The organism is Pseudomonas sp. GM79, from assembly GCF_000282495.1.
GTDB lineage: Bacteria > Pseudomonadota > Gammaproteobacteria > Pseudomonadales > Pseudomonadaceae > Aquipseudomonas.
In genome coordinates, this window is sequence record NZ_AKJE01000078.1 from 23,545 (window position 1) to 49,470 (window position 25,926).

The 25,926-nt window shown below is 61.2% G+C and carries 23 protein-coding genes and 2 pseudogenes; 15 read left to right on the forward strand and 10 right to left on the reverse strand.

Features of this window, described 5'->3' with window-relative positions:
* Positions 1 to 21: 21 nt before the first annotated feature.
* A complete protein-coding gene (locus PMI36_RS09015) occupies positions 22 to 510 on the reverse strand; it encodes a MarR family winged helix-turn-helix transcriptional regulator (RefSeq protein WP_008073734.1) in 489 nt (162 codons plus the stop codon).
* A gap of 212 nt (positions 511 to 722) precedes the next feature.
* On the opposite strand from PMI36_RS09015, the gene PMI36_RS09010 reads away from it, so the two are divergent.
* From PMI36_RS09010 to PMI36_RS08990, 5 genes are all read left to right on the forward strand, one after another.
* The gene (locus tag PMI36_RS09010) at positions 723 to 1,553 is read left to right on the forward strand and encodes a p-hydroxycinnamoyl CoA hydratase/lyase (RefSeq protein WP_007895816.1); all 831 of its coding nucleotides are present in this window, start codon (positions 723 to 725) and stop codon (positions 1,551 to 1,553) included.
* Positions 1,554 to 1,680: 127 nt separating this feature from the next.
* Positions 1,681 to 3,129 carry an aldehyde dehydrogenase gene (locus PMI36_RS09005; RefSeq protein ID WP_008073737.1) on the forward strand — a complete coding sequence of 483 codons (1,449 nt, stop codon included), beginning with the start codon at positions 1,681 to 1,683 and terminating at the stop codon, positions 3,127 to 3,129.
* A gap of 143 nt (positions 3,130 to 3,272) precedes the next feature.
* Positions 3,273 to 5,156, forward strand: a complete 1,884-nt coding sequence (locus PMI36_RS09000) for a feruloyl-CoA synthase (protein ID WP_008073738.1) — start codon at positions 3,273 to 3,275, stop codon at positions 5,154 to 5,156.
* On the forward strand, positions 5,153 to 6,394 hold the full coding sequence (locus PMI36_RS08995; protein WP_008073740.1) for a thiolase family protein: 1,242 nt from the start codon (positions 5,153 to 5,155) through the stop codon (positions 6,392 to 6,394). The genes PMI36_RS09000 and PMI36_RS08995 overlap by 4 nt, the downstream gene beginning before the upstream one ends.
* An 83-nt stretch (positions 6,395 to 6,477) precedes the next feature.
* Positions 6,478 to 7,191: a GntR family transcriptional regulator gene (locus tag PMI36_RS08990; RefSeq protein ID WP_008073742.1), complete on the forward strand. Its 714-nt coding sequence runs from the start codon at positions 6,478 to 6,480 to the stop codon at positions 7,189 to 7,191.
* A 10-nt stretch (positions 7,192 to 7,201) separates the two neighbouring features.
* Here PMI36_RS08990 and PMI36_RS08985 read toward each other — a convergent pair whose 3' ends face one another.
* Both PMI36_RS08985 and PMI36_RS08980 read right to left on the reverse strand, forming a co-directional pair.
* The gene (locus PMI36_RS08985; RefSeq protein WP_008073744.1) at positions 7,202 to 8,152 is read right to left on the reverse strand and encodes a PDR/VanB family oxidoreductase; all 951 of its coding nucleotides are present in this window, start codon (positions 8,150 to 8,152) and stop codon (positions 7,202 to 7,204) included.
* On the reverse strand, positions 8,149 to 9,195 hold the full coding sequence (locus PMI36_RS08980) for an aromatic ring-hydroxylating oxygenase subunit alpha (RefSeq protein ID WP_008073745.1): 1,047 nt from the start codon (positions 9,193 to 9,195) through the stop codon (positions 8,149 to 8,151). Before PMI36_RS08980 ends, PMI36_RS08985 begins: the two co-directional genes overlap by 4 nt.
* Positions 9,196 to 9,442: 247 nt before the next feature.
* Here PMI36_RS08980 and pcaQ point away from each other — a divergent pair, with 247 nt between their 5' ends.
* From pcaQ to pcaG, 3 genes are all read left to right on the forward strand, one after another.
* Positions 9,443 to 10,372 (forward strand): pca operon transcription factor PcaQ, encoded by a 930-nt coding sequence (pcaQ, locus tag PMI36_RS08975; RefSeq protein ID WP_008073747.1) that lies wholly within the window; start codon positions 9,443 to 9,445, stop codon positions 10,370 to 10,372.
* A 103-nt stretch (positions 10,373 to 10,475) separates the two neighbouring features.
* A complete protein-coding gene (pcaH, locus tag PMI36_RS08970) occupies positions 10,476 to 11,195 on the forward strand; it encodes a protocatechuate 3,4-dioxygenase subunit beta (protein WP_008073748.1) in 720 nt (239 codons plus the stop codon).
* Positions 11,196 to 11,206: 11 nt separating this feature from the next.
* The gene (pcaG, locus tag PMI36_RS08965) at positions 11,207 to 11,812 is read left to right on the forward strand and encodes a protocatechuate 3,4-dioxygenase subunit alpha (RefSeq protein WP_008073752.1); all 606 of its coding nucleotides are present in this window, start codon (positions 11,207 to 11,209) and stop codon (positions 11,810 to 11,812) included.
* A gap of 104 nt (positions 11,813 to 11,916) precedes the next feature.
* Here pcaG and PMI36_RS08960 read toward each other — a convergent pair whose 3' ends face one another.
* The 7 genes and pseudogenes from PMI36_RS08960 to PMI36_RS08935 all read right to left on the reverse strand — a co-directional run bounded on the left by PMI36_RS08960 (position 11,917) and on the right by PMI36_RS08935 (position 19,881).
* Complete coding sequence (locus PMI36_RS08960; RefSeq protein ID WP_008073753.1) at positions 11,917 to 14,340, reverse strand: glucose/quinate/shikimate family membrane-bound PQQ-dependent dehydrogenase; 2,424 nt, start codon at positions 14,338 to 14,340, stop codon at positions 11,917 to 11,919.
* A 245-nt stretch (positions 14,341 to 14,585) separates the two neighbouring features.
* Positions 14,586 to 14,756 (reverse strand): annotated as a pseudogene (locus PMI36_RS31520) (alginate O-acetyltransferase AlgX-related protein); the annotation flags it as partial.
* Between the two features lie 35 nt (positions 14,757 to 14,791).
* Positions 14,792 to 15,010 carry a hypothetical protein gene (locus PMI36_RS08955; protein WP_008073754.1) on the reverse strand — a complete coding sequence of 73 codons (219 nt, stop codon included), beginning with the start codon at positions 15,008 to 15,010 and terminating at the stop codon, positions 14,792 to 14,794.
* Between the two features lie 345 nt (positions 15,011 to 15,355).
* A pseudogene (locus tag PMI36_RS30850) lies at positions 15,356 to 15,556 on the reverse strand (methyl-accepting chemotaxis protein); the annotation flags it as partial.
* A 167-nt stretch (positions 15,557 to 15,723) separates the two neighbouring features.
* Entirely contained in the window at positions 15,724 to 17,055 is a 1,332-nt protein-coding gene (locus PMI36_RS08945; RefSeq protein ID WP_008073758.1) for an OprD family porin, read from the reverse strand.
* A gap of 62 nt (positions 17,056 to 17,117) precedes the next feature.
* Positions 17,118 to 18,662: an MFS transporter gene (locus PMI36_RS08940; protein WP_032830549.1), complete on the reverse strand. Its 1,545-nt coding sequence runs from the start codon at positions 18,660 to 18,662 to the stop codon at positions 17,118 to 17,120.
* Between the two features lie 10 nt (positions 18,663 to 18,672).
* On the reverse strand, positions 18,673 to 19,881 hold the full coding sequence (locus tag PMI36_RS08935; RefSeq protein ID WP_008073760.1) for an aspartate transaminase: 1,209 nt from the start codon (positions 19,879 to 19,881) through the stop codon (positions 18,673 to 18,675).
* Between the two features lie 310 nt (positions 19,882 to 20,191).
* Between PMI36_RS08935 and nac the strand changes: the two genes are divergently transcribed.
* From nac to PMI36_RS08900, 7 genes are all read left to right on the forward strand, one after another.
* Positions 20,192 to 21,097 carry a nitrogen assimilation transcriptional regulator NAC gene (nac, locus tag PMI36_RS08930; protein ID WP_008073761.1) on the forward strand — a complete coding sequence of 302 codons (906 nt, stop codon included), beginning with the start codon at positions 20,192 to 20,194 and terminating at the stop codon, positions 21,095 to 21,097.
* A 114-nt stretch (positions 21,098 to 21,211) separates the two neighbouring features.
* The gene (locus tag PMI36_RS08925; RefSeq protein ID WP_008073763.1) at positions 21,212 to 21,640 is read left to right on the forward strand and encodes an acetyl-CoA carboxylase biotin carboxyl carrier protein; all 429 of its coding nucleotides are present in this window, start codon (positions 21,212 to 21,214) and stop codon (positions 21,638 to 21,640) included.
* A 31-nt stretch (positions 21,641 to 21,671) separates the two neighbouring features.
* On the forward strand, positions 21,672 to 23,024 hold the full coding sequence (gene accC / locus PMI36_RS08920) for an acetyl-CoA carboxylase biotin carboxylase subunit (RefSeq protein WP_008073764.1): 1,353 nt from the start codon (positions 21,672 to 21,674) through the stop codon (positions 23,022 to 23,024).
* Complete coding sequence (gene pxpB / locus PMI36_RS08915; protein ID WP_008073765.1) at positions 23,021 to 23,692, forward strand: 5-oxoprolinase subunit PxpB; 672 nt, start codon at positions 23,021 to 23,023, stop codon at positions 23,690 to 23,692. The genes accC and pxpB overlap by 4 nt, the downstream gene beginning before the upstream one ends.
* Complete coding sequence (locus PMI36_RS08910; RefSeq protein WP_008073766.1) at positions 23,689 to 24,660, forward strand: biotin-dependent carboxyltransferase family protein; 972 nt, start codon at positions 23,689 to 23,691, stop codon at positions 24,658 to 24,660. Before pxpB ends, PMI36_RS08910 begins: the two co-directional genes overlap by 4 nt.
* Positions 24,661 to 24,672: 12 nt before the next feature.
* Positions 24,673 to 25,077 (forward strand): acetyl-CoA carboxylase biotin carboxyl carrier protein, encoded by a 405-nt coding sequence (locus tag PMI36_RS08905; RefSeq protein WP_008073767.1) that lies wholly within the window; start codon positions 24,673 to 24,675, stop codon positions 25,075 to 25,077.
* Between the two features lie 19 nt (positions 25,078 to 25,096).
* A complete protein-coding gene (locus PMI36_RS08900; RefSeq protein ID WP_008073768.1) occupies positions 25,097 to 25,864 on the forward strand; it encodes a LamB/YcsF family protein in 768 nt (255 codons plus the stop codon).
* Positions 25,865 to 25,926: the final 62 nt, after the last annotated feature.

Here is a 25,926-nt window from a genome sequence, read left to right on the forward strand (position 1 = left end):
GAGCGCGCCGGCGTTGGCGCTTCAGACCTGGTAGACCTTTTTCAACAACCTGAGCAGTTCTTCGCGTTCCTGGCTGTCGAGGTTGGACGTTGCATCCATGTCGCTCTCGGCCGCGATCAGTTTCAGCTCCTTGAGCAGGGCTTCGCCGGTCTTGCTGAGGAAAATCCCGTAGGAGCGCTTGTCCGGTTTGCAGCGCACTCGCACCGCCAGTGCACGGCTTTCCAGTTTGTTCAGCAGTGGCACCACTTGCGGTGGCTCGATGGTCAACGCCTTGGCCAGGTCGGCCTGCATCAGCCCGGGATTCTGGTCGATGATCGCCAGGGCCGAGAACTGCGCCGGTCGCAAGTCATGGGCCGAGAGCCGGCCAATGAGGTTCTGGAACAGTTTCAGCTGCGCTCGGCGCATGGCGTAACCGATCAGATCGTCCAGGGCGGAGTCCAGCGGCGCCTGGGTTTCGGCGCTGTCGGCAGGGGCCTCGGGGGCGGCGGCAATCTTGGAAGACTTGGCCATTGCAGGGTGAATCCTCAGGCTGGCGGTTAAGAAGACTATCTAGTTTGCCGAGATTGGCCGGGGATAGCCATGACCTCTTTCAGATCTATGGGCGTTGCGCCTGTTTTCGGGACAAAAAATATTCGGTTAATCTCATTAATAGTTAATTGACATAACTAATATTGGGGTTTAGTTTTTACCCATCGTCAAGCCAAGAACAAGAGAGCAACGCCATGAGCAATTACGAAGGTCGCTGGACAACGGTCAAAGTGGAAATCGAGGAAGGCATTGCCTGGGTCATCCTCAATCGCCCGGAAAAACGCAACGCCATGAGCCCGACCCTGAACCGCGAGATGATCGACGTTCTGGAAACCCTGGAGCAGGATCCAGACGCCGGTGTACTGGTGCTGACGGGGGCGGGTGAAGCCTGGACCGCGGGCATGGACCTCAAGGAATACTTCCGCGAAGTGGACGCCGGCCCGGAAATTCTTCAGGAAAAAATCCGCCGCGAAGCCTCTCAATGGCAATGGAAACTGCTGCGCATGTACGCCAAGCCGACCATCGCCATGGTCAACGGCTGGTGCTTCGGTGGCGGTTTCAGCCCGCTGGTGGCCTGCGATTTGGCGATCTGCGCCGATGAAGCGACTTTCGGCCTGTCGGAAATCAACTGGGGCATTCCACCGGGCAACCTGGTGAGCAAGGCCATGGCCGACACCGTGGGCCATCGTCAGTCGCTGTACTACATCATGACCGGCAAGACCTTCGGCGGGCAGAAAGCCGCCGAGATGGGCCTGGTCAACGAAAGCGTACCCCTGGCGCAACTGCGTGAAGTGACGATCGAGCTGGCGCGTAACCTGCTGGAGAAAAACCCGGTGGTGCTGCGGGCGGCCAAGCACGGCTTCAAGCGTTGCCGTGAACTGACCTGGGAGCAGAACGAAGATTACCTGTACGCCAAGCTCGATCAGTCGCGCCTGCTGGACACCGAAGGTGGCCGCGAGCAGGGCATGAAGCAGTTCCTCGACGACAAGAGCATCAAGCCCGGTTTGCAGGCTTACAAACGCTGAACCCCGCGTTGAGATCAAGGCGAGCTGGCTGGGCGATCGAGCGTCCGCCAGCTGTTCGCCCCGGCGCCCAGGCGCTACTGTGAACCCTCGACTGTATTCCCGATAAAGACAACAAAGAGGAATCACCATGCTGGACGTGCCCCTGCTGATTGGCGGCCAGTCGTGCCCCGCCCGAGACGGTCGAACCTTCGAACGGCGTAATCCGGTGACCGGAGAAATCGTGTCACGGGTTGCCGCTGCCACCCTGGAAGATGCCGACGCCGCGGTGGCTGCGGCCAAAGCGGCATTCCCCACCTGGGCGGCCCTGGCCCCTAATGAACGACGCACCCGGTTGCTGCGTGCGGCCGAGCAGTTGCAGGCCCGCAGCGCGGAATTCATCGCCGCCGCCGGCGAGACCGGTGCCATGGCCAACTGGTACGGTTTCAATGTGCATCTGGCGTCGAACATGCTGCGTGAAGCGGCATCCATGACCACCCAGATCACCGGCGAAGTCATTCCCTCCGATGTACCCGGCAGCTTCGCCATGGCCCTGCGTCAACCGTGCGGCGTGGTGCTGGGCATCGCGCCCTGGAACGCCCCAGTCATCCTCGCTACACGCGCCATCGCCATGCCGTTGGCCTGCGGCAACACCGTGGTGCTCAAGGCGTCGGAACTGAGCCCGGCGGTGCACCGGCTGATCGGCCAGGTGTTGCAGGACGCCGGCCTCGGTGACGGCGTGGTGAACGTCATCAGCAACGCGCCCCAGGATGCCGCGGCGATTGTCGAGCGGTTGATCGCCAACCCGGCGGTGCGTCGGGTCAACTTCACCGGCTCGACCCATGTCGGGCGCATCGTTGGTGAATTGTCGGCGCGTCATCTCAAACCGGCGTTGCTGGAACTGGGCGGCAAGGCGCCGTTCCTGGTACTGGAGGATGCCGACCTGGATGCAGCGGTGGAGGCCGCAGCCTTCGGTGCCTTCTTCAATCAGGGGCAGATTTGCATGTCCACCGAGCGCCTGATCGTCGATGCCAAGGTGGCCGATGCCTTTGTCGCCAAACTGGCGGCGAAGATCGCCACCTTGCCCGCCGGTAACCCCAACGCCGAAGGTTCGGTGCTGGGTTCCCTGGTGGACAGCAACGCTGGCGAACGGATCAAACTGCTGATCGACGATGCCCTCGACAAGGGTGCAACCCTGGTCGCGGGCGGCGGGCTTTCGGGCAGTATTCTGCAGCCGACGTTGCTCGATGGCGTCACCGATGCCATGCGCCTGTACCGCGAAGAGTCCTTTGGCCCGGTGGCGGTGGTGCTGCGCGGTGTGGGCGACGAAGATCTGCTGCGCCTGGCCAACGATTCCGAATTCGGCTTGTCAGCGGCGATCTTCAGTCGCGACACCGGCCGCGCGTTGGCCTTGGCCCAACGAGTCGAGTCGGGCATCTGCCATATCAACGGCCCGACCGTGCACGACGAGGCGCAGATGCCCTTCGGCGGGGTCAAGTCCAGCGGCTATGGCAGTTTTGGCGGCAAGGCGTCCATCGAGCATTTCACCCAGTTACGCTGGGTGACCTTGCAGAACGGCCCGCGGCATTACCCGATCTGAGCAGTTGTCGCCGCGTCGGGCGACGCACGCTTGAGAGCGATCGTCGCCCGCGCGCAGGCCAGACATAACAATAACAAGGCTGCCATGCCCCAGTTGACCGCTTTGCAGCGGACCGGTGGCGTGCCTTGATGGAGAACAAGCACGTGAGTTCCGAATTCAGATCGCCACCTCAGACCAAAGCCAGTGCACCGCGCTATCGGCAGGTATCCATCGGCCGTCCTGCGATCGAGGTCAGCGAAGAGCAGGGCATCCTGCATATGCGCTCTCTGGAACCCTTGGCCGAGTTGCCCGTACGTTTGCTCGATCGCCTGGTGCATTGGGCCCGGGTGCGCCCGCAACAGACCTTTATCGCGGCTCGCCAGGAGGGCGGTGACTGGCGCCGGGTGAGTTACGCCGAGATGCTGACCAGCGTCCGCGCCATTGCCCAAAGCCTGCTGAGTTATGGCCTGTCGGCCGAGCGACCGCTGGCGATCCTCTCGGGCAACGACATCGAGCATTTGCAGATTGCCCTGGGCGCGATGTACGCCGGCATTCCCTATAGCCCGATTTCCCCGGCCTATTCGTTGTTGTCCCAGGATTTCGCCAAGCTGCGGCATGTCTGCAATCTGCTGCAACCGGGCCTGGTGTTCGTCAGCGACGCTGCGGCCTATCAGCGGGCGATCGATGCGGTGCTGCCGGCCGAAACGCCGCTGATCACCGTGCGCGGTCAAATTCCTGGCCGCAATCAGGCGAGCTTTGCCAGCCTGCTGGAACAACCCGGCAGTGCCGAGGCCGATTGCGCTTTCACGGCTACCGGGCCGGACAGCATCGCCAAGTTCCTGTTTACCTCAGGCTCCACCAAATTGCCCAAGGCAGTGATCACCACCCAGCGCATGCTCTGCGCCAACCAGCAGATGCTGTTGCAGACCTTCCCGGTGTTCGGCGAAGAACCTCCGGTGCTGGTGGACTGGCTGCCGTGGAATCACACCTTCGGCGGCAGCCACAACGTCGGGATCGTGCTGTACAACGGCGGTACTTTTTATCTGGACGACGGCAAACCGACCGTCCAGGGGTTTGCTGAAACACTGCGCAACCTCAAGGAAATATCGCCCACCGCCTACCTGACCGTGCCCAAGGGTTGGGAAGAACTGGTCAACGCCCTGGAGCAGGACGGCGAGTTGCGCGAGCGTTTCTTCTCGCGCATGAAGCTGTGCTTTTTCGCTGCCGCCGGTTTGTCGCAACGGGTCTGGGATCGCCTGGACCGGGTCGCCGAACAGCATTGTGGCGAACGCATTCGCATGATGGCCGGGCTCGGCATGACCGAGGCGGCCCCGTCCTGCACGTTCACCACCGGGCCACTGTCCATGGCCGGTTACATTGGCCTGCCGGCTCCCGGTTGCGAAGTGCGGCTGGTACCGGTGGACGGCAAGCTGGAAGGACGTTTTCGCGGGCCGCATATCATGCCGGGCTACTGGCGTGCGCCGCAGCAGACCGCCGAGGTGTTCGACGAACAGGGTTTCTACTGTTCCGGCGATGCGCTGAAACTGGCTGACGCCCGTGATCCGCAACTGGGACTGATGTTCGACGGGCGCATTGCCGAGGACTTCAAACTCAGTTCCGGCGTGTTTGTCAGCGTCGGCCCGCTGCGCAATCGCGCGGTGCTCGAAGGTTCTCCTTATGTTCAGGACCTGGTGGTGGCCGCGCCGGACCGCGAGTGCCTGGGGGCGCTGGTCTTTCCCCGGTTGTTTGAATGCCGACGTCTGGCCGGTTTGAGTGTCCACGCCAGCGATGCCGAGGTTCTGGCCAGCGCGCCGGTGCGTCAGTGGTTCAGCGATTGGCTGCAACGGCTCAACCGTGACGCCACCGGTAATGCCAGCCGCCTGGAATGGATCGCGCTGCTCGACGAACCTGCTTCCATCGACCGTGGTGAAATCACCGACAAGGGCTCGATCAACCAGCGTGCGGTGTTGCAGTGGCGCGCCGACAAGGTCGAGGCGCTGTATCGCGGCGAGGAACCTTCCATCCTGCGTGCCGGACCTCTGCCGTGAGCGGCGCGGGGCAGTATTCGAGCTTTGGCGATGTCGCCATTTACGAAGCCCTGCGCACGCCTTGGGTCGACCTCGGCGGGGCCTTGGCTCAGGTCTCGCCGATCGATCTGGGGATCAAGGTCGGGCGCGAGGTATTGGCCCGCGCCGCTGTCGATCCGTCCTCGGTGGACAGCGTGCTCGCCGGCTCCGTGGCTCAGGCCAGTTTCGATGCTTACCTGCTGCCTCGGCATATCGGCCTTTATAGTGGCGTGCCGCAAGAGACTCCGGCGCTGGGGGTGCAGCGCATCTGCGCCACCGGTTTCGAACTCTTGCGGCAGGCCGCCAGGCAGCTGGATGACGGCGTGCAGCTGGCCCTGTGTGTGGCGGCCGAATCGATGTCGCGCAACCCGATTGCCGCCTACACCCACCGCAGCGGTTTCCGGCTCGGTGCCGAGGTGGCGTTCAAGGACTTTCTCTGGGAAGCCCTCTACGACCCGGCCCCAGGCGTAGACATGATCACCACCGCCGACAACCTGGCCCGGCGGCATGGCCTGAGCCGTGAAGAGGTGGATCGCTACGCGCTCGGCAGTCATCAACTGGCGTTGCAGGCGCAAACCGACGGCTGGTTGGAACCGGAATTGGTGGCGGTCGACAATGAGTGTTTTGATCTGGCCGGCTATCAGCCACGAAGTATTCAGTTGCCACGGGGCGTGGACCGCGTGACGCGCGACAGCCATCCACGGCCTACAGATCTGGACGCCTTGCGCCGATTGCGGGCGGTGCATGCCGGCGGTGTGCAAACGGCCGGCAACAGTTGCGCGGTGGTCGATGGCGCGGCGGCCGCGCTGGTGGGGCGAGCTTCTGCGGCGCGGCGTCCGGTGTTGGCTCATTTGCTGGCCAGTTCCGTGGTGGGCGTGGCACCGGAGTTCATGGGCATTGGACCTGCACCCGCTATCCAGTTGCTGCTGCAACGCAGCGGGCTGGCTCTTGGCGACATCGGCTTGCTGGAAATCAACGAAGCCCAGGCGGCTCAGGTGCTGGCCGTAGCGCAGGTGCTGGAACTGGACGGCGACCGGCTCAACCGGCGGGGCGGCTCAATCGCCCTGGGGCATCCCTTGGCCGCCAGTGGATTGCGTCTGGTGCTGACCTTGGCCAGGCAACTGCGCGAGGGCAATCTGCGTTATGGCATAGCCGCCGCCTGTGTCGGCGGCGGACAGGGCATGGCGCTGCTGATCGAGAATCCGGCCTATCAAGGCTGAGGCAGAACGCCGCGACCTCTGCCCAAACCTGGCGTCACTATCTTGCGTTACTATGCAGGCCCACCTTTCTGGAAGTTGCCTGGATGAGTAAGCCCGGTCAAACGGTGCTGGTCGCATTGCGCAAGATGATCGCCTCGGGCGAGCTGGCGGCGGGCGAGCGGTTGATGGAAATCCCCACGGCGCAGCTGTTTGGCGTCTCGCGGATGCCGGTGCGCATGGCGTTCCGCACGCTGGAGCAGGAAGGCTTGCTGGTGCGCTTTGGCGGGCGTGGGTTTCAGGTGCGTTCGGTCAGCCCCGATGACATTGCCGGTGCGGTCGAAGTGCGGGGCGTACTCGAAGGCCTGGCGGCGCGCCAGACCGCCGAGCGCGGGCTCTCGGACGAAGCCCGGGCGACCCTCGAACAATGCCTGGTGCAGGGTGATCAGCTGTTCGACAAAGGGTACGTGACCATAGAAGACCTGGAGGTCTATCACGACCTCAACATGCGTTTTCACGAGGTGATCGTCGAAGGCAGCCACAACCCGGCGATCGCCGACGCACTGGCACGCAACGATCATTTACCCTTCGCTTCGGTGACCGCCCTGGCTGTGGACCGCAACGACATGGTCCGGGAATACCGACGCTTCAACTATGCCCACATGCAACACCATTCGGTGTTCGATGCCTTGGTCAATCGCCAGGGCGCGCGTGCCGAATCGATCATGCGCGAACACGCCAATGCCACGTTGCGCTATGCCGAGGTCTTCGGCTCAGCGAAGGCTGACGAGCGGATGAAGGTCATTCTCCGCTCGGAATAAGCGTGGTTTATCAGATATCCAGCACCAGCAGCGGCGTTTTCGAGCGCGAGCAGCAAGGGGTGAACTGGTCGTTGCAAGCCTGTTCATCCTCGGTGAGGAACAGGTCGCGATGTTCCGGCACGCCCTCCAGAACCCGAGTCAGGCAAGTGCCACAAATGCCCTGTTCGCAGGAAATGGCGATCTCGATGCCCTGGTCTTGTAGCACTTGCACCACGCTCTTGTCGGCCGGCACCTCGAAGACCTGGCCGCTGCTGGCGACCTTGATCGAGAAACTGCCATCGGCGCCAGTGTCGACGGGCAAAGCGGCGAAGTACTCGCGGTGCAAGCATTGCTCGTGCCAGCCCTGCTTCTTGGCCGTGTCCAACACGTGCTGCATGAAGCCGCCGGGGCCACACACATATAAATGAACGTCGCTCTGAGGCGTGGCCAGAACCTTGGCCGCATCCAGCGCGGTGTCGGGTTCCTGATCGAAATGCAGGAATACCCGGTGGGCAAAAGGCGAGTGTTGCAGGCGTTCGACAAAGGCTGCACGGTCCCGTGATCGGGCACAGTAATGCAGCTCGAAATCCGCGCCGCTGTGGGCCAGTCGCTCGGCCATGCACAGGATCGGCGTGATTCCGATACCGCCCGCAAACAGCAGACTGCGCCTGGCCTCATGGACCAGCGGGAACAGGTTGCGCGGTTCACTGATCGGCAGGCGCGTGCCGGGGTGGATCTGCTCGTGCATGGCCAGTGAACCGCCCCGGGAGGTTGGGTCCTTGAGCACGCCGATCAGGTAGCGATGGCGTTCTTCGGGGTGATTGCACAGGGAATATTGCCGGATCAAGCCGCCGGGCAGGTGCACATCGATATGCGCACCGGCGCTGAAGGCTGGCAGCGGTCGGTCATCGACACTGGCCAGCTCGTAGCTGCAGATGTCTTGGGCTTCGTTGTTGCGCGATACCACCAGCACTTCGATCATGCCATTGACTCCTGCGTGGCCCGTTCCTTGGCGATCAGGCGCTCCAGAATGCGACGCGACTGCACGCCGCCAGCGTCGATATTGAGCTTGAGCAAGTTGCGCGCGGGATGGCTGAGCAGGTTCTGTTGCTGGCGTTCGAGCATCTCCAGGTCCTCGCTGAAAATCTTGCCCTGTCCCTCGCGAATGCTCGCGGTCAAGGCTTCATCCTGCGGATTGAAATTGCGCGCCATGCCCCAGAAGTACCAGATCGAGGTCTCGGTTTGCGGCGTGATGAAGTCGACGACGATGCTCGACGCCTTGAACTGCCGGGGAGCGTGATAACCGCCATGGCCGGCATGGGCCACGCCGACTTCGATCAGCACATGGCTGGGTGGGGTGAAGCGGCAGATCTGCCAGCGGTCCACCGGCACATCGTCGGCCAGGTTGTTGCCGCGCAGGGCCATGCGCCAGAAGGGCGGGGGCATGATGTTTTCCATGTGGCGGGCAGTGACCACCTCGTCGCCGTCGACCGTGGTCACCGGCGGCGCTTCGTCGATTTCCTTTTGGCCGATGCTGGACGCATGAACGTAGGTTTCATGAGTCAGGTCCATCAGGTTGTCGATCATCAGGCGGTAGTCGCACTGGATGTGGAACAGGCCGCCGCCATAGGCCCACTCGTCACTGACCGCCCATTCCAGATGATGGATCAGCGCCGGGTCGGCCAACGCCTGATCGCCGGGCCAGACCCAGATAAAGCCGTAGCGCTCGACCACGGCGAATGTCTTGTTGCACGGGAAACCGCGAACCCGCTGCCCGGGCATTTCCACGGTCTTGCCGTCGCACCCCATCACCAGTCCGTGATAGCCGCACACCAGATTGCCGTTTTCCACGTAGCCCAAGGACAGCGGCGCGCCGCGATGAGGACAGAAGTCCTCGACAGCCGCCACCTTGCCTTCGTGGCCGCGGTAAAAAACCATCTTTTCACCACAGATCTGGCGGCCCAGCGGCTTTTCGGCGATTTCATCGGGCGTGCAGGCGACGTACCAGGTGTTCTTGGGGTACATGGAGATTCTCCAAGGTTGTTTGTTGTTATTTAGTGGATCCATTAGTGGTGATTTTTGGCGGTATTGTCAAATTAATTCTGCTTGTTAATGATTTAGTGGATCCATTGTAGGTTTGTGAGCGCTCCCGGATCAGTTCCGGCGGGAATCTCTGAAATCCAGCACCATCCGGTCGCCAGGAAATTGAGCGCACGCTAAGATCGCCTGCAAACGTTTCGACGCCATCGAGGCACTTTCACGGGGCTCTGTAGTGAACATCGACACCCGCATCAAATTCCGTCACCTCGTGTGCTTTCTTGAAATGGCTCGTCAGGGCAGCCTGGCGCGGGCGGCGGATACCTTGGCAGTGAGTCAGCCAGCGATGTCGAAGACGCTCAAGGAGCTGGAGGAGCTGCTGGCGGCAAGCCTGTTTATACGCAGTAAAAGTGGTGTGAACCTGACGGAAGCCGGGGTTGCCTTTTTGCGTTATGCCGGGCCTTCGGTGCAGGCGCTGCGTGATGGGGTGAATACCTTGCGCGGTGGCGAATACGCGGCGGGCAAGGTTCGACTCGGCGTGTTGTCGACAGTGGAAAGCTTGCTGGTGCCTGAGGTTGTACGGCGCTTGCACAAGCGCCATTCGGCACTGGTGGTGAGTGTGGTGACCGGGCCAAGCGCCTATTTATTGTCGCAGTTGCGGGTGGGCGACGTGGACCTGGTGGTCGGTCGTATGACCGATAGCCCGGAGATTCAGGGTCTGACCTTCGAGCATCTGTACAGTGAATCCATGACGCTGGTGGTGCGCCCCGATCATCCCTTGCTGGCCGAGCCACCGGAGCGTAGCGCTCTGGAAGATTTCCCGCTGGTGCTGCCGCTGGCAGGGACGACGATTCGCAAATATGCCGACAGCCTGTTCGTGCAATGCGGCATCAGCCAGTCGCGGCAGCGTCTGGAAACCTTGTCCGTGGCCCTGAGCCGTCGTTATGTGTTGTCCAGCGAGGCGATCTGGATCGCGCCACTGGATGCAGTGCGCCTGGATCTGGCAAGCGGCGAACTGTTTGAGATCAATCTGGGGCAGCGCGAACCGGGTGGTTCGGTGGGGATTTCCAGTAACGCCAGCTTGCCCTTGTCCCTGGCGGCCCAGTGGTGTGTCGAGGTGCTGCGCGAGGTAGGGCAGGCGTATCGCGAAGGGCTTTATCCATAACCGTTTGGTTATGTATTGAAGGTGGCTTTTCAATATTCCCCAGCCTTCTGTTGTTTGAAACTGCGCAGGCAGTACTCCATAAATCAAACAACAGGAGATCGACATGTCTGATGCAGACAGCAGTCGTTTCGTTATTCGTGACCGTAATTGGCACCCCAAAGCCCTGACCCCTGATTACAAAACCTCTGTCGCCCGTTCTCCACGCCAAGCCTTGGTGAGCATTCCCCAGTCGGCCAGCGAAACCAGTGGCCCGGATTTCTCTCACCTGAAGATGGGGCGGTTCGATAACGACTTGCTGCTAAATTTCAACAACGGCGGTTTGCCGGTGGGCGAGCGCATCATCGTTTCCGGCCGGGTCTGTGATCAATATGGCAAGCCAATCCCACATACCCTGGTGGAGATGTGGCAGGCCAACGCCGGTGGTCGCTACCGGCACAAGAATGATCGTTACCTGGCACCACTGGACCCGAATTTCGGCGGTGTCGGCCGGGCTCTGACCGACCGCGATGGCTACTACAGCTTCCGCACCATCAAGCCGGGTCCTTACCCATGGCGTAACGGCCCGAATGAGTGGCGTCCGGCGCACATCCACTTCTCTATCAGTGGGCCATCGATCGCCACGCGCCTGATCACCCAGCTGTATTTCGAAGGCGATCCGCTGATCCCGATGTGCCCGATCGTCAAGTCGATCGCCAATCCAGAGGCGGTACAGAGCCTGATCGCCCGGCTCGACATGGGTAATGCCAATCCGATGGATTGCCTGGCCTATCGCTTCGACATCGTGCTGCGCGGCCAGCGCAAGACCCACTTCGAAAACTGCTGAGGAGTCCGTCCATGCCTATCGAACTGCTACCCGAAACCCCTTCGCAAACAGCCGGCCCTTACGTACATATCGGTCTGGCCCTGGCGGCTGCCGGCAACCCGACACGGCCGGAGGAAATCTGGAATCAGATGGCCAAGCCGGGTGCCGAGGGCGAACAGATTTTGCTGATCGGTCATGTCTATGACGGCAACGGTCACCTGGTGCGAGACTCATTTCTGGAGTTTTGGCAGGCCAATCATGAAGGGGTTTACGACCCGGTCTTCGACTCGGAAAAAGCCTTCAACAGCTTTGGCCGAACCGCCACCACCTTCGATGCAGGGGAGTGGACACTCAATACCATCAAGCCTGGCGTGGTGAAGAATGCCGCCGGGGTGCCGATGGCGCCGCACATCAATGTGTCGCTGTTTGCCCGCGGGATCAATATTCACCTGCAAACCCGGCTGTACTTTGCCGATGAGCCACAAGCCAACGCGAAGTGCCCGGTGCTTAATCTGATCGAGCAACCGCAGCGTCGAGAAACGCTGATAGCGCAACGTTGCGAGGTGGATGGCAAGGCGGCTTATCGTTTTGACATACGTATTCAGGGGGAGGGTGAAACGGTGTTCTTCGATTTTTAAATCCGCTTAGTGCCGAGTCAGTGAGTTCAACGAACCAAGCATGCAGACAACAAAAAGCCGCTGCCACCCTCACAGGGCGGCAGCGGCTTTCAGGTGTTACGGGGTTACTGGCTATCAGGCAGCGCGTAAGCGATCACATAATCGCCGCGATCGGGCGACTGACGCGCACCACCTGCGGTGATGACAACGTACTGCTTGCCTGTTTTCGGCGACACATACGTCATCGGGCCACCCTGGCTACCCACGGGTAGCCGGGCTTTCCAGGCCTCTTTTCCGTTGGCGGAGTTGAAGGCGCGCAGGTAGTAGTCCTGTGTACCGGCGATGAACACCAGGCCGCCCTGGGTGGAGAGCGTACCACCCAGCGTCGGCATGCCGATCGGCAACGGCAGATGCATCTTGATACCCAATGGGCCAGTATCCTGGACGGTGCCAACCGGCACTTGCCACGCGACTTTCTGGGTTTTCATGTCGATCGCGGTCAGTGTGCCAAAGGGCGGTGCCTGGCAAGGGATACCGGCGACCGACAGGAAGCGGTTCTTGTTCACTGCATACGGGGTGCCTTTGAGCGGTACCGCGCCCATGCCGGTGTTCAGTGCTTCACCACCGGAAGAAGCCTTGGCATCTTTCTTCGCCGCAATCATCTGGATCCACAGGCCCAGACGCATGTCGTTGACGAAGATAAAACCGTGTACCGGGTCAGTCGAGATACCGCCCCAGTTCATCCCTCCCAGCGAACCCGGGAAGCTCAGCGAGATATCGGTGCCTGGTGCGGTGTACAGCCCGTCGTAACGCATTTTCTTGAACGAGATACGGCAGAGCAGTTGATCGAACGGCGTCGCCCCCCACATGTCCGACTCGGTCAGCGTCTGTGCGCCGATCTCTGGCATGCCCACCGATTTCGGCTGAGTCAGCGAGTAAGGTTCGTTCGGGATGTTCGACGTTTTGACCGGAACCTCTTCCACCTTGGTCAGCGGTTTGCCGGTGGCGCGGTCAAGCACGAAGATCTGCCCGGCTTTGGTGCCGATCACGACGGCGGGCACCTTGCTGCCGTCAGCTTTGGTGAAGTCGATCAGGCTTGGCTGCATGGGCAGGTCGAAGTCCCACAGGTCGTTGTGGACGGTTTGGTAGACCCACTTTTCTTCGCCAGTGGTTGCGTTCAGTGCAAGAACGGAAGCGCCGTACTTGTGGTTCAGTGCCGTACGTTCCACACCGTAGATGTCGGTGGACGAACTACCCATCGGCAAGAACACGGTGTTCATCGCCGGGTCGTAAGACATCGGTGCCCAACTGTTGGGGGTGCTGCGCACGTACGTGCTGCCGGCAGCCGGAGCTTGCTTGTCTTCGGGGTTGCCCGGGTCGAATGCCCAGCGCATCTCGCCGGTGACGACGTCGAAACCACGGATCACGCCACCTGGCATGTCGGTCTGGACGTTGTCGGCGACACGGCCGCCTACGACCACGGTGGTCCCGGCCATCAGCGGTGCCGACGACAGCTGGTAATAGGAGTCAGGGACGTCGCCGAGACCGGCTTTCAGATCAACCTGGCCATTGTTACCGAAGCCCTGGCAGAACTCCCCTGTGTCGGCGTCCACTGCGATCAGGCGCGCATCGATGGTGTTGGTCAGCAGACGGCGCTGGCAGTTGGCGCCGGCCGGTATCGACACTGGCTTTACAGGTGTGCTGCCGTCAGCAGGCTGGGCGAGCGCGGCGGTAGCGTCGAAGTAGGCGACACCGCGGCAACGTTGCCAAACACGGGTCTTGGCGTTGATCTCATTTTTCCACAGCTGTTTACCGGTATCGGCATCCAGTGCGATGAGGTTGTTGTGCGGGGTGCAGATGAACACCTTGTCGCCAACCTGCAGCGGAGTCATCTGATCTTCGGCGCCATTGCCGTCGCTGATCGCGATGTCCCCGGTATTGTAGGTCCATGCCGGCACCAGCTTCGAGACGTTGCTACGGTTGATCTGGTCCAGAGCGGCGAAGCGGCTGCCACCTTCGTCGTTACCGTAGTGTTCCCAGTTTTTCTGGGCCTTGGCAGGGTCGACCGTTGTCAGGCCTGGGCCGTCACCGGTCGGCGAGACAGGGGCATGGGGGACGAACATACCGGCTCCACCTGCAACCACGGCGATTGCCAGCACACCGCTCAGAGCGTAGTCACTGCGACCGCTGGCCAGGCTATTGGCCTTGCGCAGATGGGGGTAGACCAATGCCACCAACAGGCTCAGCACGCCCAGGGCGAACAAGCGAGAGATCAGTGGCCAGAAATTCAGTCCGACATCGGCCAGCGCCCAAATCACGGTCAGCACCATCACCGCCGCGAACAGCCAGGCACCTTGCAGACGCTGCTTGAAGAGCAGTACGGCAGAGACGAGCAAACCGAAACCGGCGAGCAGGAAGTACCAGCTGCCACCCAGCGTGGCGAGGTAGCCACCACCCGTTGCGAAGAATAATCCAAATACCAGCACACCGAAGGCGACGACCCAGATGGGCCAGCGGCTGACGGATGCCGAAGGTCGAGACTTAGTCATGTTGCATGATCCTACTGACGCATGAACGTTTGTGGGGAGGGTTAAGAGTAGTGAAGGCAAGTCTGAAAATAGTTGTTAACTATTTGGTTAATTGCTCAAAGATATCAAAAAAAGCGAGCCCTGCGACAAATTGTCATTTGCCGGAAAGGAGAAACACTGTTGCGGCGATGGTAACAATCGAGAGGAATGACCCTAAATACGCGGGGCGAGCTTGCGAAGATTGCCTTCGGCCAGATGCGATTGGCCTACCGCAACGAGCAATAGGCAATGGGGTCGATGTAAGCCGACTGCAGGTCCCGCACCGGGATCTCCCAGATGATTTGCTTTGGCGGCGTTTCTTTGTAGGCCGGGTTGTTGAGGTAGCTGTTTGCCACGCCAGAGAGCGCTCCGCCGTCTTTGGCGAAGTTACCCACGGGGGGCGCCCAGTGCCTGTCGATGCCCGCTGCTTTGATCAGTGTGGGCCTTGGGCTCTCAGCTTGGCCAAGCCCTGTGTGATGTGTCCGGCGTTCTTACCGATCGTTTGGAGCGCGCCGCGGACCTTGTCGCCAGCCGCGGCATGGCCTTGTTTCTCAACCAGTGAGGTCAGCTCCATCAGCGCAGCCTCCAGGGCGAGTTGGTTGTGATGCAGGCGTTCAAGAGCATCGGGGAGAGAGTATTCAGGGGAGGGCATCGCTTCGACTCCATTCGAGGGAGTGGAGAGCTTAGCAGCGGGAATGGCTGACAACAAAAAGCCCGCAAATGGCGGGCTCTCTGTATGGGGTCAAATCCTTTTGTCCGTTCAATCTGCGCTCCGTTCTGTGAGCACTTCGTGAAAAGCATGTCGCTGGAACGAAAAAAACCGGCACTTGGCCGGGCTCCCTGTCGATGGGGCCAAATCCTTTTGGCTGACCGCATTGTGCATAGTGGGTGTGACGAAGGTATGACAGGGCGGATACGAAAGCGCGGGCAAAAGCCCGCGGGCGGGCCTCTCCATGAGGATTGATCGGTTATCGGTTAAACCGTTCAACCAATGAGTACTGATGCCCACCAATGCCTTGTCTGCCTCAAGTACCCAGGTCACACCTTCTTGGGCCTGACGATGACCACTCTCCATGGTCTGCACGGCATTGTTGGATGATGTCTGGAGCTTGGTGATCAGGTCATGGATCTGGGTGGTGGATTGCGAGGTGCGCTGGGCCAGTTGGCGAACCTCATCGGCCACGACAGCGACCCCCCTGACCACGTTAATGCGGCACGATCCAGCGGTAAAAGCGTCCCCAGAAGCTTTGTTATGATCCCTTTCTCTGCCATCTGCAGCTGTGTGGCCTGTATCACCAGAGCGCCGGACCGCCGGACCGCCGGAGCACACTGGATGACGATGCTTATCACCCAGTGTGTCGTCTTTTACAGAATGTTCAGCGGGTAGCTGATGATCACTCGATGCTCATCGCTGTCCCGTTGTGTGGACACTTCGGTGCGCAGTGAGGCGTGGCGAAGGGCAACGCTCAGGTCCTTCAGCGGACCCTGCTGAATGACATAGCTCACCGTCAGGTTACGCTCCCACTCGCTTTTGTCGCCTGTGGGGGTACGGATGTTCGAGCCGCTTTCGTACATGCCAAGGAAACTCAAACCCGGAACCCCGACCCTGGCGAAATCATATCCGTAGCGAACCTGCCAGGTGGTTTCTCCGGCGCGCTGGAATTTTCCGATCATCGACTCCGTCATGAAATAGGCGGTGGAGCCGTCACCCTGGTTCAACCAGACCGCGTCGCTGTCGCCGCTAACTTGCTGCAGTCCGGCGGCGAAGGTGTGGCCGTTCAGCAGGTAGGTGAATTGCGCGCTGCTCAGGCGACTGTCGACCTTGCCTTTGGTCACACCGTTGCCGTAGTAGCCAAAGGTGTAGAAATCCGGGTCATGGCCGTTGGCTCCATCGGAGCGGTTGTCGAAGTGGCGCAAGTCGGTACGCAGGGTGCCGGGGCCGACCTGCCAGTCGTATTTGAGACCGAGGAAGTTCTGTTTGTAGAAGTCCTGCAAGTTGCCGTAGTAGTACTGCAAGGTCAGGTCTTTGGTCGCTTTGTAGTCCACGCCGCCGTAATAGAACTTGTTAACGAACTCGCCCGTCTGCGGGTTGTTTGCACCGGGAATGGACATGCCCATCTGGTTGCTTGAACCGCGGCCTTTGACATGCTCCAACTGGCCGAGGGTGAAGGTGACGTTCTCCAGGTCCTTGGACTGGAGCTGCCCGCCATTGAAGGTTTGTTGCAGCATGCGGTCGGTGGACATCACCACCGGCAACATCGGTACCAGCGTGCCGTACTTCAGTTCGGTGTTGGAGAACTTTGCCTTGGCCGTCAGGCCCAGGCTGCCGAACTCATCCACGGCGCGCCCGTCACTGTCGGTCGGGAAGATGTTGCCGTTGAAGTTTTTGCTTTCGGGGTTGTAGTGCCGGCCCTTGCCGGAGTCCAGCCGAATACCGTACATGCCAATGGCGTCCACACCAAACCCCACCGTACCTTGGGTGTATCCGGACTGAAAGTTGGCGATGAAACCCTGGCCCCATTCCTGTGTGTAATTGGGGGCGGCCGCGCCGCTGCGGTTGTCGGCATTACTGAAAAAGTTGCGGGCCAGCACACTGAGCTTGCTGTCTTCTACCAGGCCGGCGGCGTAACCCTGTTGAGCGATGATCAGGCCGCAAATGCCGGCCACTACTTTAGGTGCGCGATTGAAAAGCTCCATCGGAGTCATCCCCATGAGTTGTCGAAAGTTGTGAGAGGCAGTCAAAAGCGGCAGTAAAGTTTTTATTGTTTTTCAGGAGCAGCGGTGGCCGGCAAGACGTGCAGTCTCACGGGCGGCAGGCGGTACAGGATGAACAGCGCGAGCACGCCGAGGCCGGCGCAAAGCAGCAGGCCAACGCCCACCGACTGAGCCAACGCATCGCGTGCAAGGCTCAGCCATTGCGGGTGTTCGAGCAGGGCGGCATCGGGGCGCAGAAGGACCTGCGGGTCGGCGTACAAGGCCAGTCCATCAGCGTGCCCTTTGGCGATAAAAAGACGTTGCAGGTTGGCGCTGTAAAGCAAGTTGACCAGCACACCCATCGAAGCGGTTCCCAGCAGCCCACCCACCAGGCGCAACGATTGGGTCAGTGCGGTGGCGATCCCGAGGAACTGACGCTCGGCAAGGGTCTGGGTGAAGACCGTCAGGTTGAGCAGGATGAAGCCCAGGCCAAGACCTGCCAGCAGGATCAAGCCGAGCAACGCATTGAACGAAGCACCGCGTCCGGCGATGGCCAAGCCGAGGCATGCCAGCAGCAACGCGACAAAACCGCACAGCGGCAACAGGTTTGGATTACGCAAACGGGTGACGATGCGACTGTTGACGATGGCGCCCAGGGTGATGCTCAGCGCGAGTGGCGTAATCAACAGGCCGGCATCCTGCGGTGAGTAGCCATAGCTGCCTTGCAGCAATAAAGGCAGATAGAACAACAACGTAAACATGATCGCCCCGGCGGCCATCGACAGCAGAAACAGCAGGCGCATGCTCGGCAACCCGAGTAAAGCCGCCGGCAGCAGTGCGTGCTGGCAGCGTCGCTCCCAGCGCCATAAGGCCAGGGTTGCTCCGACGCAGCTGACTCCCAGCGCCGCACTCAGCATCAGACTGGAATGCCCCAACCACTCGACGAACAATTGCAGGCAGCCCAGTGCCATGGCGATCAACAACGCGCCGGGCCAGTCGAGGCTGATTTTCGCCCGTTGTTGCGGGCGGTAATAAGGCAGGTAGCGCCAAGCGAAAAACAGCGCCAGACAACCCAACGGCAGATTGATGTAGAACACCGAGCGCCAACCGTAGGCGCCTGTCAGATAACCACCTAAACCCGGACCTATGGCGTTGACCACGCTGAACAGGGCACTCAGCAGCATCTGCCAGCGCAGACGTTGTCGGGTCTCAGGAAACAGTTCCGGAATGCAGGCGAACGCCGTGCCGATCAACATGCCTCCACCGACACCCTGCAAGGCGCGACCGATCACCAGCAACAGCATGTCTGTGGCCACGGCGCAGGCCAGCGACGCCAAGGTGAAGATGAGGGTGGCGGCGATCACAAAGGGCTTGCGCCCGTAGTAATCCCCCAACCGGCCGAAGATCGGGATGGTGACGATGGAGGCCAGCATGTAGCCCGTGGCGACCCAAGCGTAAAGCTCAAAGCCCTTGAGCTCGGCGACGATGCTGGGCAAGGCGTTACCGATCACCGTCTGGTCGAGTGCCGAGAGCATCAGCACCAGCGAGATGCCAAGCATCGCAAGCAAAGCCTGCCTGAAGCTCAGGGGAGGGAGGGTCGCTGCCGTCATCATCTGTTCCTCAGCTCAACGCCGCAACGGCAGCGGCAATCCGTGAGCAACCTTCGTCGAGGGTCTTGATGTCGGTGGCGATCGACATCCGGAAGAACGGCGCCAACCCGTACGCGGTACCGGCCACCACAGCCACACCCTGGCTTTCCAACAGGTACATGACCACGTCGTAATCGGTGTCCAGGCGTTTGGCTTGAGTCGTCGATTTACCCAGCAAACCCGCGCAGTTCACATAGAGATAAAACGCCCCATCGGGTTTGCGGCAACTCAAACCGTCGATGGCGTTGAGTAGGTCCAGGCAACGATCACGGCGTTGCTGATACACCGCCACGCTTTCCTTGACGAAGGCCTGGTCGCCGTTGAGCGCTTCGACCGCTGCAGACTGGCTGATCGAGCAGGCATTGCTGGTCGATTGCGATTGCAGGGTTGCCATCGCGCTGATCAAATCGGCCGGGCCGGCGGCGTAGCCGATCCGCCAGCCCGTCATGGCATAAGTCTTGGATACGCCGTTGACTACCACGGTGCGTGCGGTCAGCGCCGGTTCGATGGCGAGGATGTGCGGGTTGTCCAGGCCTTCATAGCGGATGTGTTCGTAAATGTCGTCGGTCATCAGCAACACCTGCGGATAGTCGAGCAGCACATCTGCCAGGGCGCGCAGTTCGGCGGCGCTGTAGCTGGCACCGGTCGGGTTGCTCGGCGAATTGAGCAGCAGCCAGCGAGTGCGTTCGGTGATTGCGCCGCGCAATTGAGCCGGGGTCAGCTTGAAAGCGTTTTCTTCCGGGCAGGCGAGGGTTACGGGTTCACCTTCGCAGGCCAGCACCATGTCGGGGTACGACACCCAGTACGGCGCCGGAATCAGCACTTCATCGCCCGCGCCCAGGGTGGCGGCGAAGGCATTGAAAATCGCACTCTTCGCCCCGCTGGTGACCAGGATCTGATTCGCACCGTAGGTCAGGCCGTTTTCCCGTGCCAGCTTGTCGACAATCGCTTGGCGCAGCTCCGGGGTCCCGGCATTTTGCGTGTAACGCGTCTCGCCGCGTTCGATGGCGGCGTTGGCCGCTTGTCGAATGTGCACGGGTGTATCGAAGTCCGGCTCGCCGACAACCAGATTGATGATGGACTTGCCTTGTCGGCGCAGTTCGTTCGCACGGTCAGAAGCGGCGCTGCTGGGCGATGGTTTGATACGTTGCACACGGGCGGCGATGCGGGAGGCGGTCACGTGTCGTTCCTCGTTGATGACGTTGACGAGGCCCTACAGTACGAGCCACCACCCAGGCAGCCATAAGACGAGATCGTTCTGGTCGGATAGGAATCGCTTATGGCTGGAACTGGACAGTGTTCGCACCAAGGTGGTGCGATCAAGCCTGTATGCCCGTGGCGGGGGGCGATCAAGGCCGTCACGATCCAGCCATAGCAAAGGCTTATGGTTGAGCCTTGCCCTTAACCACGCGCGCGATGTCTCGGGGCTGGCCTGGCTCTTGCTAAAGCCTATGGGCTGACTCCCTTTTTTGAGCAAGAGCACCGCCACCGTGAACCTGCGCCGTTTGAAGTATTTCGTGAAACTCGTCGATATCGGCAGCATGACCCAGGCCGCCGATGTGCTGCATGTCGCGCAACCGGCACTCAGTCAGCAACTGGCCACGCTGGAAGCGGAGTTGCAGCAACAATTGCTGATTCGGACCAAACGCGGGGTCACCCCAACGGAGGCGGGCAAAGTCCTTTACGGCCATGCACAAATCATTTTGCGCCAGTGCGAGCAGGCTCAAAGCGACATCAATGCCACGGGGCAGGCGTTGTCCGGACAGGTGTCAGTTGGTCTGGCGCCTGGCACCGCCGCATCGACGCTCTCTTTGCCGCTATTGCGTAGGGTGCGCGAACGCCATCCGGGCATTTTGCTGTACGTCAATGAAAACTTCGGCACCACCTTGAGCGAGTTGATCATGAATGGCCGGATGGACATGGCCGTGCTCTATGGCGGGCGCGAAGTCCATGGCTTGAGCTTCGTCTCGCTGCTGCGCGAGCACCTCTATCTGGTGAGTGCCGATCCTGCTGTCAGCGCTCTCGACGAGATCCCTCTGGCCGAACTGGCGGACATGGACATGCTCCTGCCGCGTCCCTACAACGTCATGCGTCGACTGGTGGATGAAGCCTTCCTGCGCATCGGCCTGAGTGCGCGGGTGGTGGCTGAAATCGAATCTTCGATCACCCTGACCGCTGCGGTCGCCGAGCACTTCGGTTCGACGATCCTGCCCGAGTCCTCGGCGCGGGTGATGGTCGCCGCCACCTCGATGCACATGTGTCGCATTGTCGAGCCCGAGGTCGAGGCGCCACTGGCGCTGTGTCTGTCCGGTCACCTACCGCTGTCGGTGCCCGCGCAGGCGGTCAAGGCGATCCTGCTGGAACTGGTCGCCGAGATGCGCGGCAGCTTGATCTGATTGGTCATAAGGACGGCTTATCACCCCAAAGCCAAAGCGTCTTGGTCGTCGTTCGGCGGGCTCGCTACATTGACCCCATCCACTTAAGACAGCTCGACAGGTAGGGGCTCACGCATGGATTCAGAACGCATCAAGGGGTTGATCGATTTGCTCGCTGAATCCGATCTGCTCGAACTGAGTCTGACCGAAGGTGACAGTACGGTTCGTCTTTTCAAGCAGGCCGGAAAGGTTTTGACCGCAGAGCCGTTGACCGGGCAATCGCCGGTATCGGCACCGCCGCCATCCACGGCAGATACCCCGACGGTGCAGGCCATCGAGGTCAAGGCCAGTCTGTACGGCGTGCTGCATCTGACGCCCGCGGCAGGGGAAGCACCGTTTGTCACGGTCGGCGAGCAGGTCGAAGCCGGGCAGACCCTGGCGGTCATCGAGGCGATGAAAATGTTCCACCCGGTCAAGGTCAAAGCCGCCGGACGGATCGCTGCGATCCTCGCCCAGAGTGGCGCCGAAGTCGAAGCCGGTCAGTCGCTGTTCCGTCTTGACTGATCCCAAGCCCATCCTCTTTCAGGTGAATTCAATGTTCGACAAAGTGCTGATCGCCAACCGTGGCGAAATCGCCCTGCGCATTCAGCGTGCCTGCCGTGGCCTGGGGATACAGGCCGTGGTCGTGCACTCCGAGGCCGATCGCCACGCCCAGTACGTGCAAAACGCCGATCAGGCCCTGTGCATCGGGCCGGCGTCACCCGGTCAGAGTTATCTGAACCAGGCTGCGCTGCTGTTCGCGGCCAAGGTCAGCGGCGCTCAGGCGATCCATCCGGGTTATGGCTTTCTGTCGGAAAACGCCGGGTTCGCTGAACGTATCGAAGCGGCCGACCTGACCTTTATCGGGCCGAGCGCCGAATGCATTCGCACCATGGGCGACAAGGTCGCCGCCAAACGGGCGATGCGCGAAGCCGGCGTACCTTGCGTGCCGGGTCCGGACTCGGTGATGCCCACCGACGATGCAAGCATCCTGGCCATTGCCCGTGAAATCGGTTACCCGGTGATCGTCAAGGCAGCCGGCGGTGGCGGTGGGCGGGGCATGCGTGTGGTGAAAGAAGAGAGCGAGTTGCTCGATGCCATCGCGCTGACCCGTGAAGAGGCGCGGCTGGCTTTCGGTAATCCGGAACTGTACATCGAGAAGTTTCTCGGCCATCCACGGCATGTGGAAATCCAGGTGTTGTGCGATGCCCATGGCCACGCGATCTGGCTCGGCTGCCGCGATTGCTCCTTGCAACGTCGGCACCAGAAAGTCCTGGAAGAAGCGCCGGCACCTGGCATTGATCCCGAGCTTATCGCCAAGGTCGGCGAACGCTGTGCGCAGGCTTGCCGACAGATCGGCTATCGCGGCGTCGGTACTTTCGAATTTCTGTATGAGGACGGCGAGTTCTTCTTCATCGAGATGAACACGCGGCTGCAAGTCGAGCACCCGGTGACGGAGATGACTACTGGCATCGATATCGTCCAGCAGCAACTGCGCATGGCCCGAGGCGACGTGCTAGAGCTGCGCCAGCAGGACGTGCAGCTCAACGGTCATTCACTGGAATGCCGGATCAACGCAGAAGACCCAATCACGTTCATGCCGACACCGGGGTTGATTCAGCGCTGGGAAGTCCCGGGTGGCTTTGGTGTGCGGGTCGACTCCCACGTCACCACCGGGTATCGGGTGCCGCCGTATTACGACTCGATGGTGGCCAAGGTCATCACCCATGGCGCCACTCGTGATGAGGCGATGGCGCGGATGCGCCTGGCCTTGAGTGAGCTGGTCGTGGAAGGCATCTCGACCAATATTCCCTTGCACCGCGACATCCTCGAAGACCCGGCGTTCTGTGCCGGAGGCGTGGACATTCATCACCTGGAGCGCTGGCTGCAACAACGGAGTCCGACATGAGTACTGCATTTGTATCGCCGCGTCCGCACATCAGCCTGCTGGGGTCCACGGCTTTATTGTTCGAAGCCCCCGGCGAGCTGGATCTGGCGCCGCAACAACGCATTTGGAGCCTGGCCTTGCAGGCCGGGCAATGGGCCGACATACACGAAGCGGTCCCCGGCATGAACAACCTGATGCTGACCTTTATCAAGCCGCCGCGCGATCTCAATGAGCTGTGCGAGCGATTGCTTGAGGCCTGGGAGCAGAGCCAACCGCTGCCACTCGAAGGGCGCATCGTCGAGTTGCCGGTGGTGTACGGCGGCGAATTCGGTCCGCACATGAGTGATGTGGTGGCGCACACCGGGCTGGATATCGACACCATTGCCAACCTGCATTGCGAGCCGCTATACCCGGTGTATGCCTTGGGCAGCCATCCGGGTTACTGCTACCTCGGCGGCATGGATTCACGCCTGGCCACACCACGGCGCCAAGTGCCGGTGATCAGCATTGCCGCCGGCTCGGTGTCGATCGGCGGGGTGCAGACCGGTGTCTCCGCATCGGCCGGTCCCAGCGGTTGGAACACCATCGGCCGCACCGAAATGTCCTTTTTTGACCCGACCCGAAACCCGCCGGCCATGCTGCGGCCCGGCGATATGTTGCGCTTGCGCATCGAGAGGATCATTCGATGATCGAGATTTTATCGGCCACCGCCCTGGCCACCGTGCAGGACTTCGGCCGCTTCGGCAGCCTCGGTTACGGCGTCGGGACTTCCGGCGCGATGGACCATTTGGCGCTGGCGTTGGGCAATCTGCTGCTGGGTAATTCCAAGGGGGCGGCGGCCATCGAAATTCCGCTGTTTCCATTCGAGGTGCGGTTTGTTCAGGACTGCGCCTTCGCGGTGACCGGTGCGGCTTGCGAAGCCACCCTCGACGGTCAGCCATTGTTGCCATTCTGGGTAGCGCAGGCTCGGGAAGGCCAGGTGCTGAGCCTCGGCTATCCAACCTCCGGCAGTCGCGCTTATCTGTGTCTGGCCGGCGGTGTCGACGTGCCGCAGGTGCTCGGCTCGCGCAGCACGCAATTACGCGGTGAGTTCGGCGGCTTGCAGGGGCGGGCGTTGCAGCAGGGTGACCAGGTCTCGGCGTTGCGTCCCGGCATGAGCGCGCTGCCCACGGATTTTGGGGTCGTGTCACCCAGTCAGGCCTTGCCATTACAACGCGATGGATTGCCCGCGATGCGGGTACTTCCGGCGGCCGAATACGAGTGTTTTCTGGATGAATCCCGGGCGGCATTCTGGTCCGGCGAGTGGAAGGTCACGACCCAGAGCAACCGTTACGGCTACCGGCTCGAAGGCGCGCCGATCTTGCCCAAGGCGCCGATGGAAGTTCGCTCCCACGGCATCGTCCCCGGTGTGATTCAGGTGCCTCACGGCGGGCAACCGATCATTCAGATGCGCGACGCTCAACCCAGTGGCGGTTACCCGAAATTCGGCACGGTGATTGAGGCCGACCTCTGGCGCCTGGGCCAGGCGCCGATCGGCAGCAAGGTGCGCTTTATCGAGTGCAGTTACGCCGAAGCTGTCGCAGCCCTGGAAGACAATTCGCGCTATCTCGCGGAGGTCGGCCGCTTGGTTGACCTTCACGGGCTGGCCTCGCGTTAAGGACATTCAGACATGACAAATCAGGAAATCCGCCAGTTGGCGGTGTGGCTCAAGGAGACTCACCTGGCTGGCGCGGAAATTCGTCGTCCGGGGCTGCATCTGGTGCTCAAACGTAGCGTCGACGAAGTCGCGGAACCGGTTCAAATCGCCACGCCAGAGACATTAAAGGCACCGGAGGAGCAGCTGTTAAAGACTCCAGGTCTGGGCCGGTTGCTGCTTAAGCACCCGCAACAGAGCGAGGTGCTGGTATCGGTCGGCAGTCGAGTGGAGCGAGGGCAACTGGTCGCTTTGCTGCAAGTTGGCGATCTGCTGTTGCCGGTCCGCAGCGAGAAGGCCGGACGGCTGGCGGCGGTATTGACGGTGTGTGGCACGACGGTGGGCTTTGGCGAGGCGTTCATGCGCCTGGACGCGGCATGAGCGGGCGAGGAAAGAAGCAATGAAAATTGATTTGAACGCTGATCTGGGTGAAGGCTTCGGCCCTTGGCGCATGGGCGAGGATGAAGCGTTGATGAGTCTTATCTCATCGGCCAATGTGGCATGCGGCTTCCATGCCGGTGATCCGCTGATCATGGACAACACCGTGCGCCTGGCCAAGGTCGGTGGCATCGATCTGGGCGCCCATGTCGGCTTCCCCGACTTGATGGGCTTCGGTCGACGGCAGATGAACATCGAGCTCAAGGAACTGGCGACCTATGTGGTTTACCAGCTCGGCGCGCTGGCCGGAATGGCGGCGGTCAATGGCCACCGTATGACGCACATGAGCTTTCACGGCGCGCTGGGGAACATGGTCGCGGCCGACTCGGCACTGGCGGAGCCATTGGTGTGTGCGGTGGCGGCGTTCGACCCGACGCTGATTATCAGTTCATCGAGCAGTCGTGCCATCGAAAACGCCGCGGACAAATGTGGGCTGCGGGTCGCCACGACGTTTCTGGCCGACCGCGCCTACGACGATGACTGCCTGCTGGTGCCGCGCAAGGTCCCGGGGTCGGTGATCAAGGAGCCGGCGGCCGTGCTGCAACGGGTTCGGCAGTTGTTGGAGGAGGGCACCGTCACCAGCCTGAATGGCAAGCACATCAAGGTGCCGGCGCATTCGATCCTGTTGCACGGCGACACGCCTGGTGCCGTGGAACTGGCCCGCACCATCCGTCGAGAAATCGAGCTGGCGGGCGGTTGCATCACACCGATTTCGCAGCTGTTGGCGTAACGGTTGCACGGTCATAAGCAGGGCTTATTGCCACACAGTCATTCCGTCTTGGTCCACGGCTT

Excerpts from the sequence above, each read along its gene's own strand:
- PMI36_RS09015 (WP_008073734.1), bottom strand. The coding sequence starts at position 510 with ATGGCCAAGTCTTCCAAGATTGCCGCCGCCCCCGAGGCCCCTGCCGAC.
- PMI36_RS09010 (WP_007895816.1), top strand. The coding sequence starts at position 723 with ATGAGCAATTACGAAGGTCGCTGGACAACGGTCAAAGTGGAAATCGAG.
- PMI36_RS09005 (WP_008073737.1), top strand. The coding sequence starts at position 1,681 with ATGCTGGACGTGCCCCTGCTGATTGGCGGCCAGTCGTGCCCCGCCCGA.
- PMI36_RS08990 (WP_008073742.1), top strand. The coding sequence starts at position 6,478 with ATGAGTAAGCCCGGTCAAACGGTGCTGGTCGCATTGCGCAAGATGATC.
- PMI36_RS08985 (WP_008073744.1), bottom strand. The coding sequence starts at position 8,152 with ATGATCGAAGTGCTGGTGGTATCGCGCAACAACGAAGCCCAAGACATC.
- PMI36_RS08980 (WP_008073745.1), bottom strand. The coding sequence starts at position 9,195 with ATGTACCCCAAGAACACCTGGTACGTCGCCTGCACGCCCGATGAAATC.
- pcaH (WP_008073748.1), top strand. The coding sequence starts at position 10,476 with ATGTCTGATGCAGACAGCAGTCGTTTCGTTATTCGTGACCGTAATTGG.
- pcaG (WP_008073752.1), top strand. The coding sequence starts at position 11,207 with ATGCCTATCGAACTGCTACCCGAAACCCCTTCGCAAACAGCCGGCCCT.
- PMI36_RS08960 (WP_008073753.1), bottom strand. The coding sequence starts at position 14,340 with ATGACTAAGTCTCGACCTTCGGCATCCGTCAGCCGCTGGCCCATCTGG.
- PMI36_RS08955 (WP_008073754.1), bottom strand. The coding sequence starts at position 15,010 with ATGCCCTCCCCTGAATACTCTCTCCCCGATGCTCTTGAACGCCTGCAT.
- PMI36_RS08945 (WP_008073758.1), bottom strand. The coding sequence starts at position 17,055 with ATGGAGCTTTTCAATCGCGCACCTAAAGTAGTGGCCGGCATTTGCGGC.
- PMI36_RS08940 (WP_032830549.1), bottom strand. The coding sequence starts at position 18,662 with ATGACGGCAGCGACCCTCCCTCCCCTGAGCTTCAGGCAGGCTTTGCTT.
- PMI36_RS08925 (WP_008073763.1), top strand. The coding sequence starts at position 21,212 with ATGGATTCAGAACGCATCAAGGGGTTGATCGATTTGCTCGCTGAATCC.
- accC (WP_008073764.1), top strand. The coding sequence starts at position 21,672 with ATGTTCGACAAAGTGCTGATCGCCAACCGTGGCGAAATCGCCCTGCGC.
- pxpB (WP_008073765.1), top strand. The coding sequence starts at position 23,021 with ATGAGTACTGCATTTGTATCGCCGCGTCCGCACATCAGCCTGCTGGGG.
- PMI36_RS08910 (WP_008073766.1), top strand. The coding sequence starts at position 23,689 with ATGATCGAGATTTTATCGGCCACCGCCCTGGCCACCGTGCAGGACTTC.
- PMI36_RS08905 (WP_008073767.1), top strand. The coding sequence starts at position 24,673 with ATGACAAATCAGGAAATCCGCCAGTTGGCGGTGTGGCTCAAGGAGACT.
- PMI36_RS08900 (WP_008073768.1), top strand. The coding sequence starts at position 25,097 with ATGAAAATTGATTTGAACGCTGATCTGGGTGAAGGCTTCGGCCCTTGG.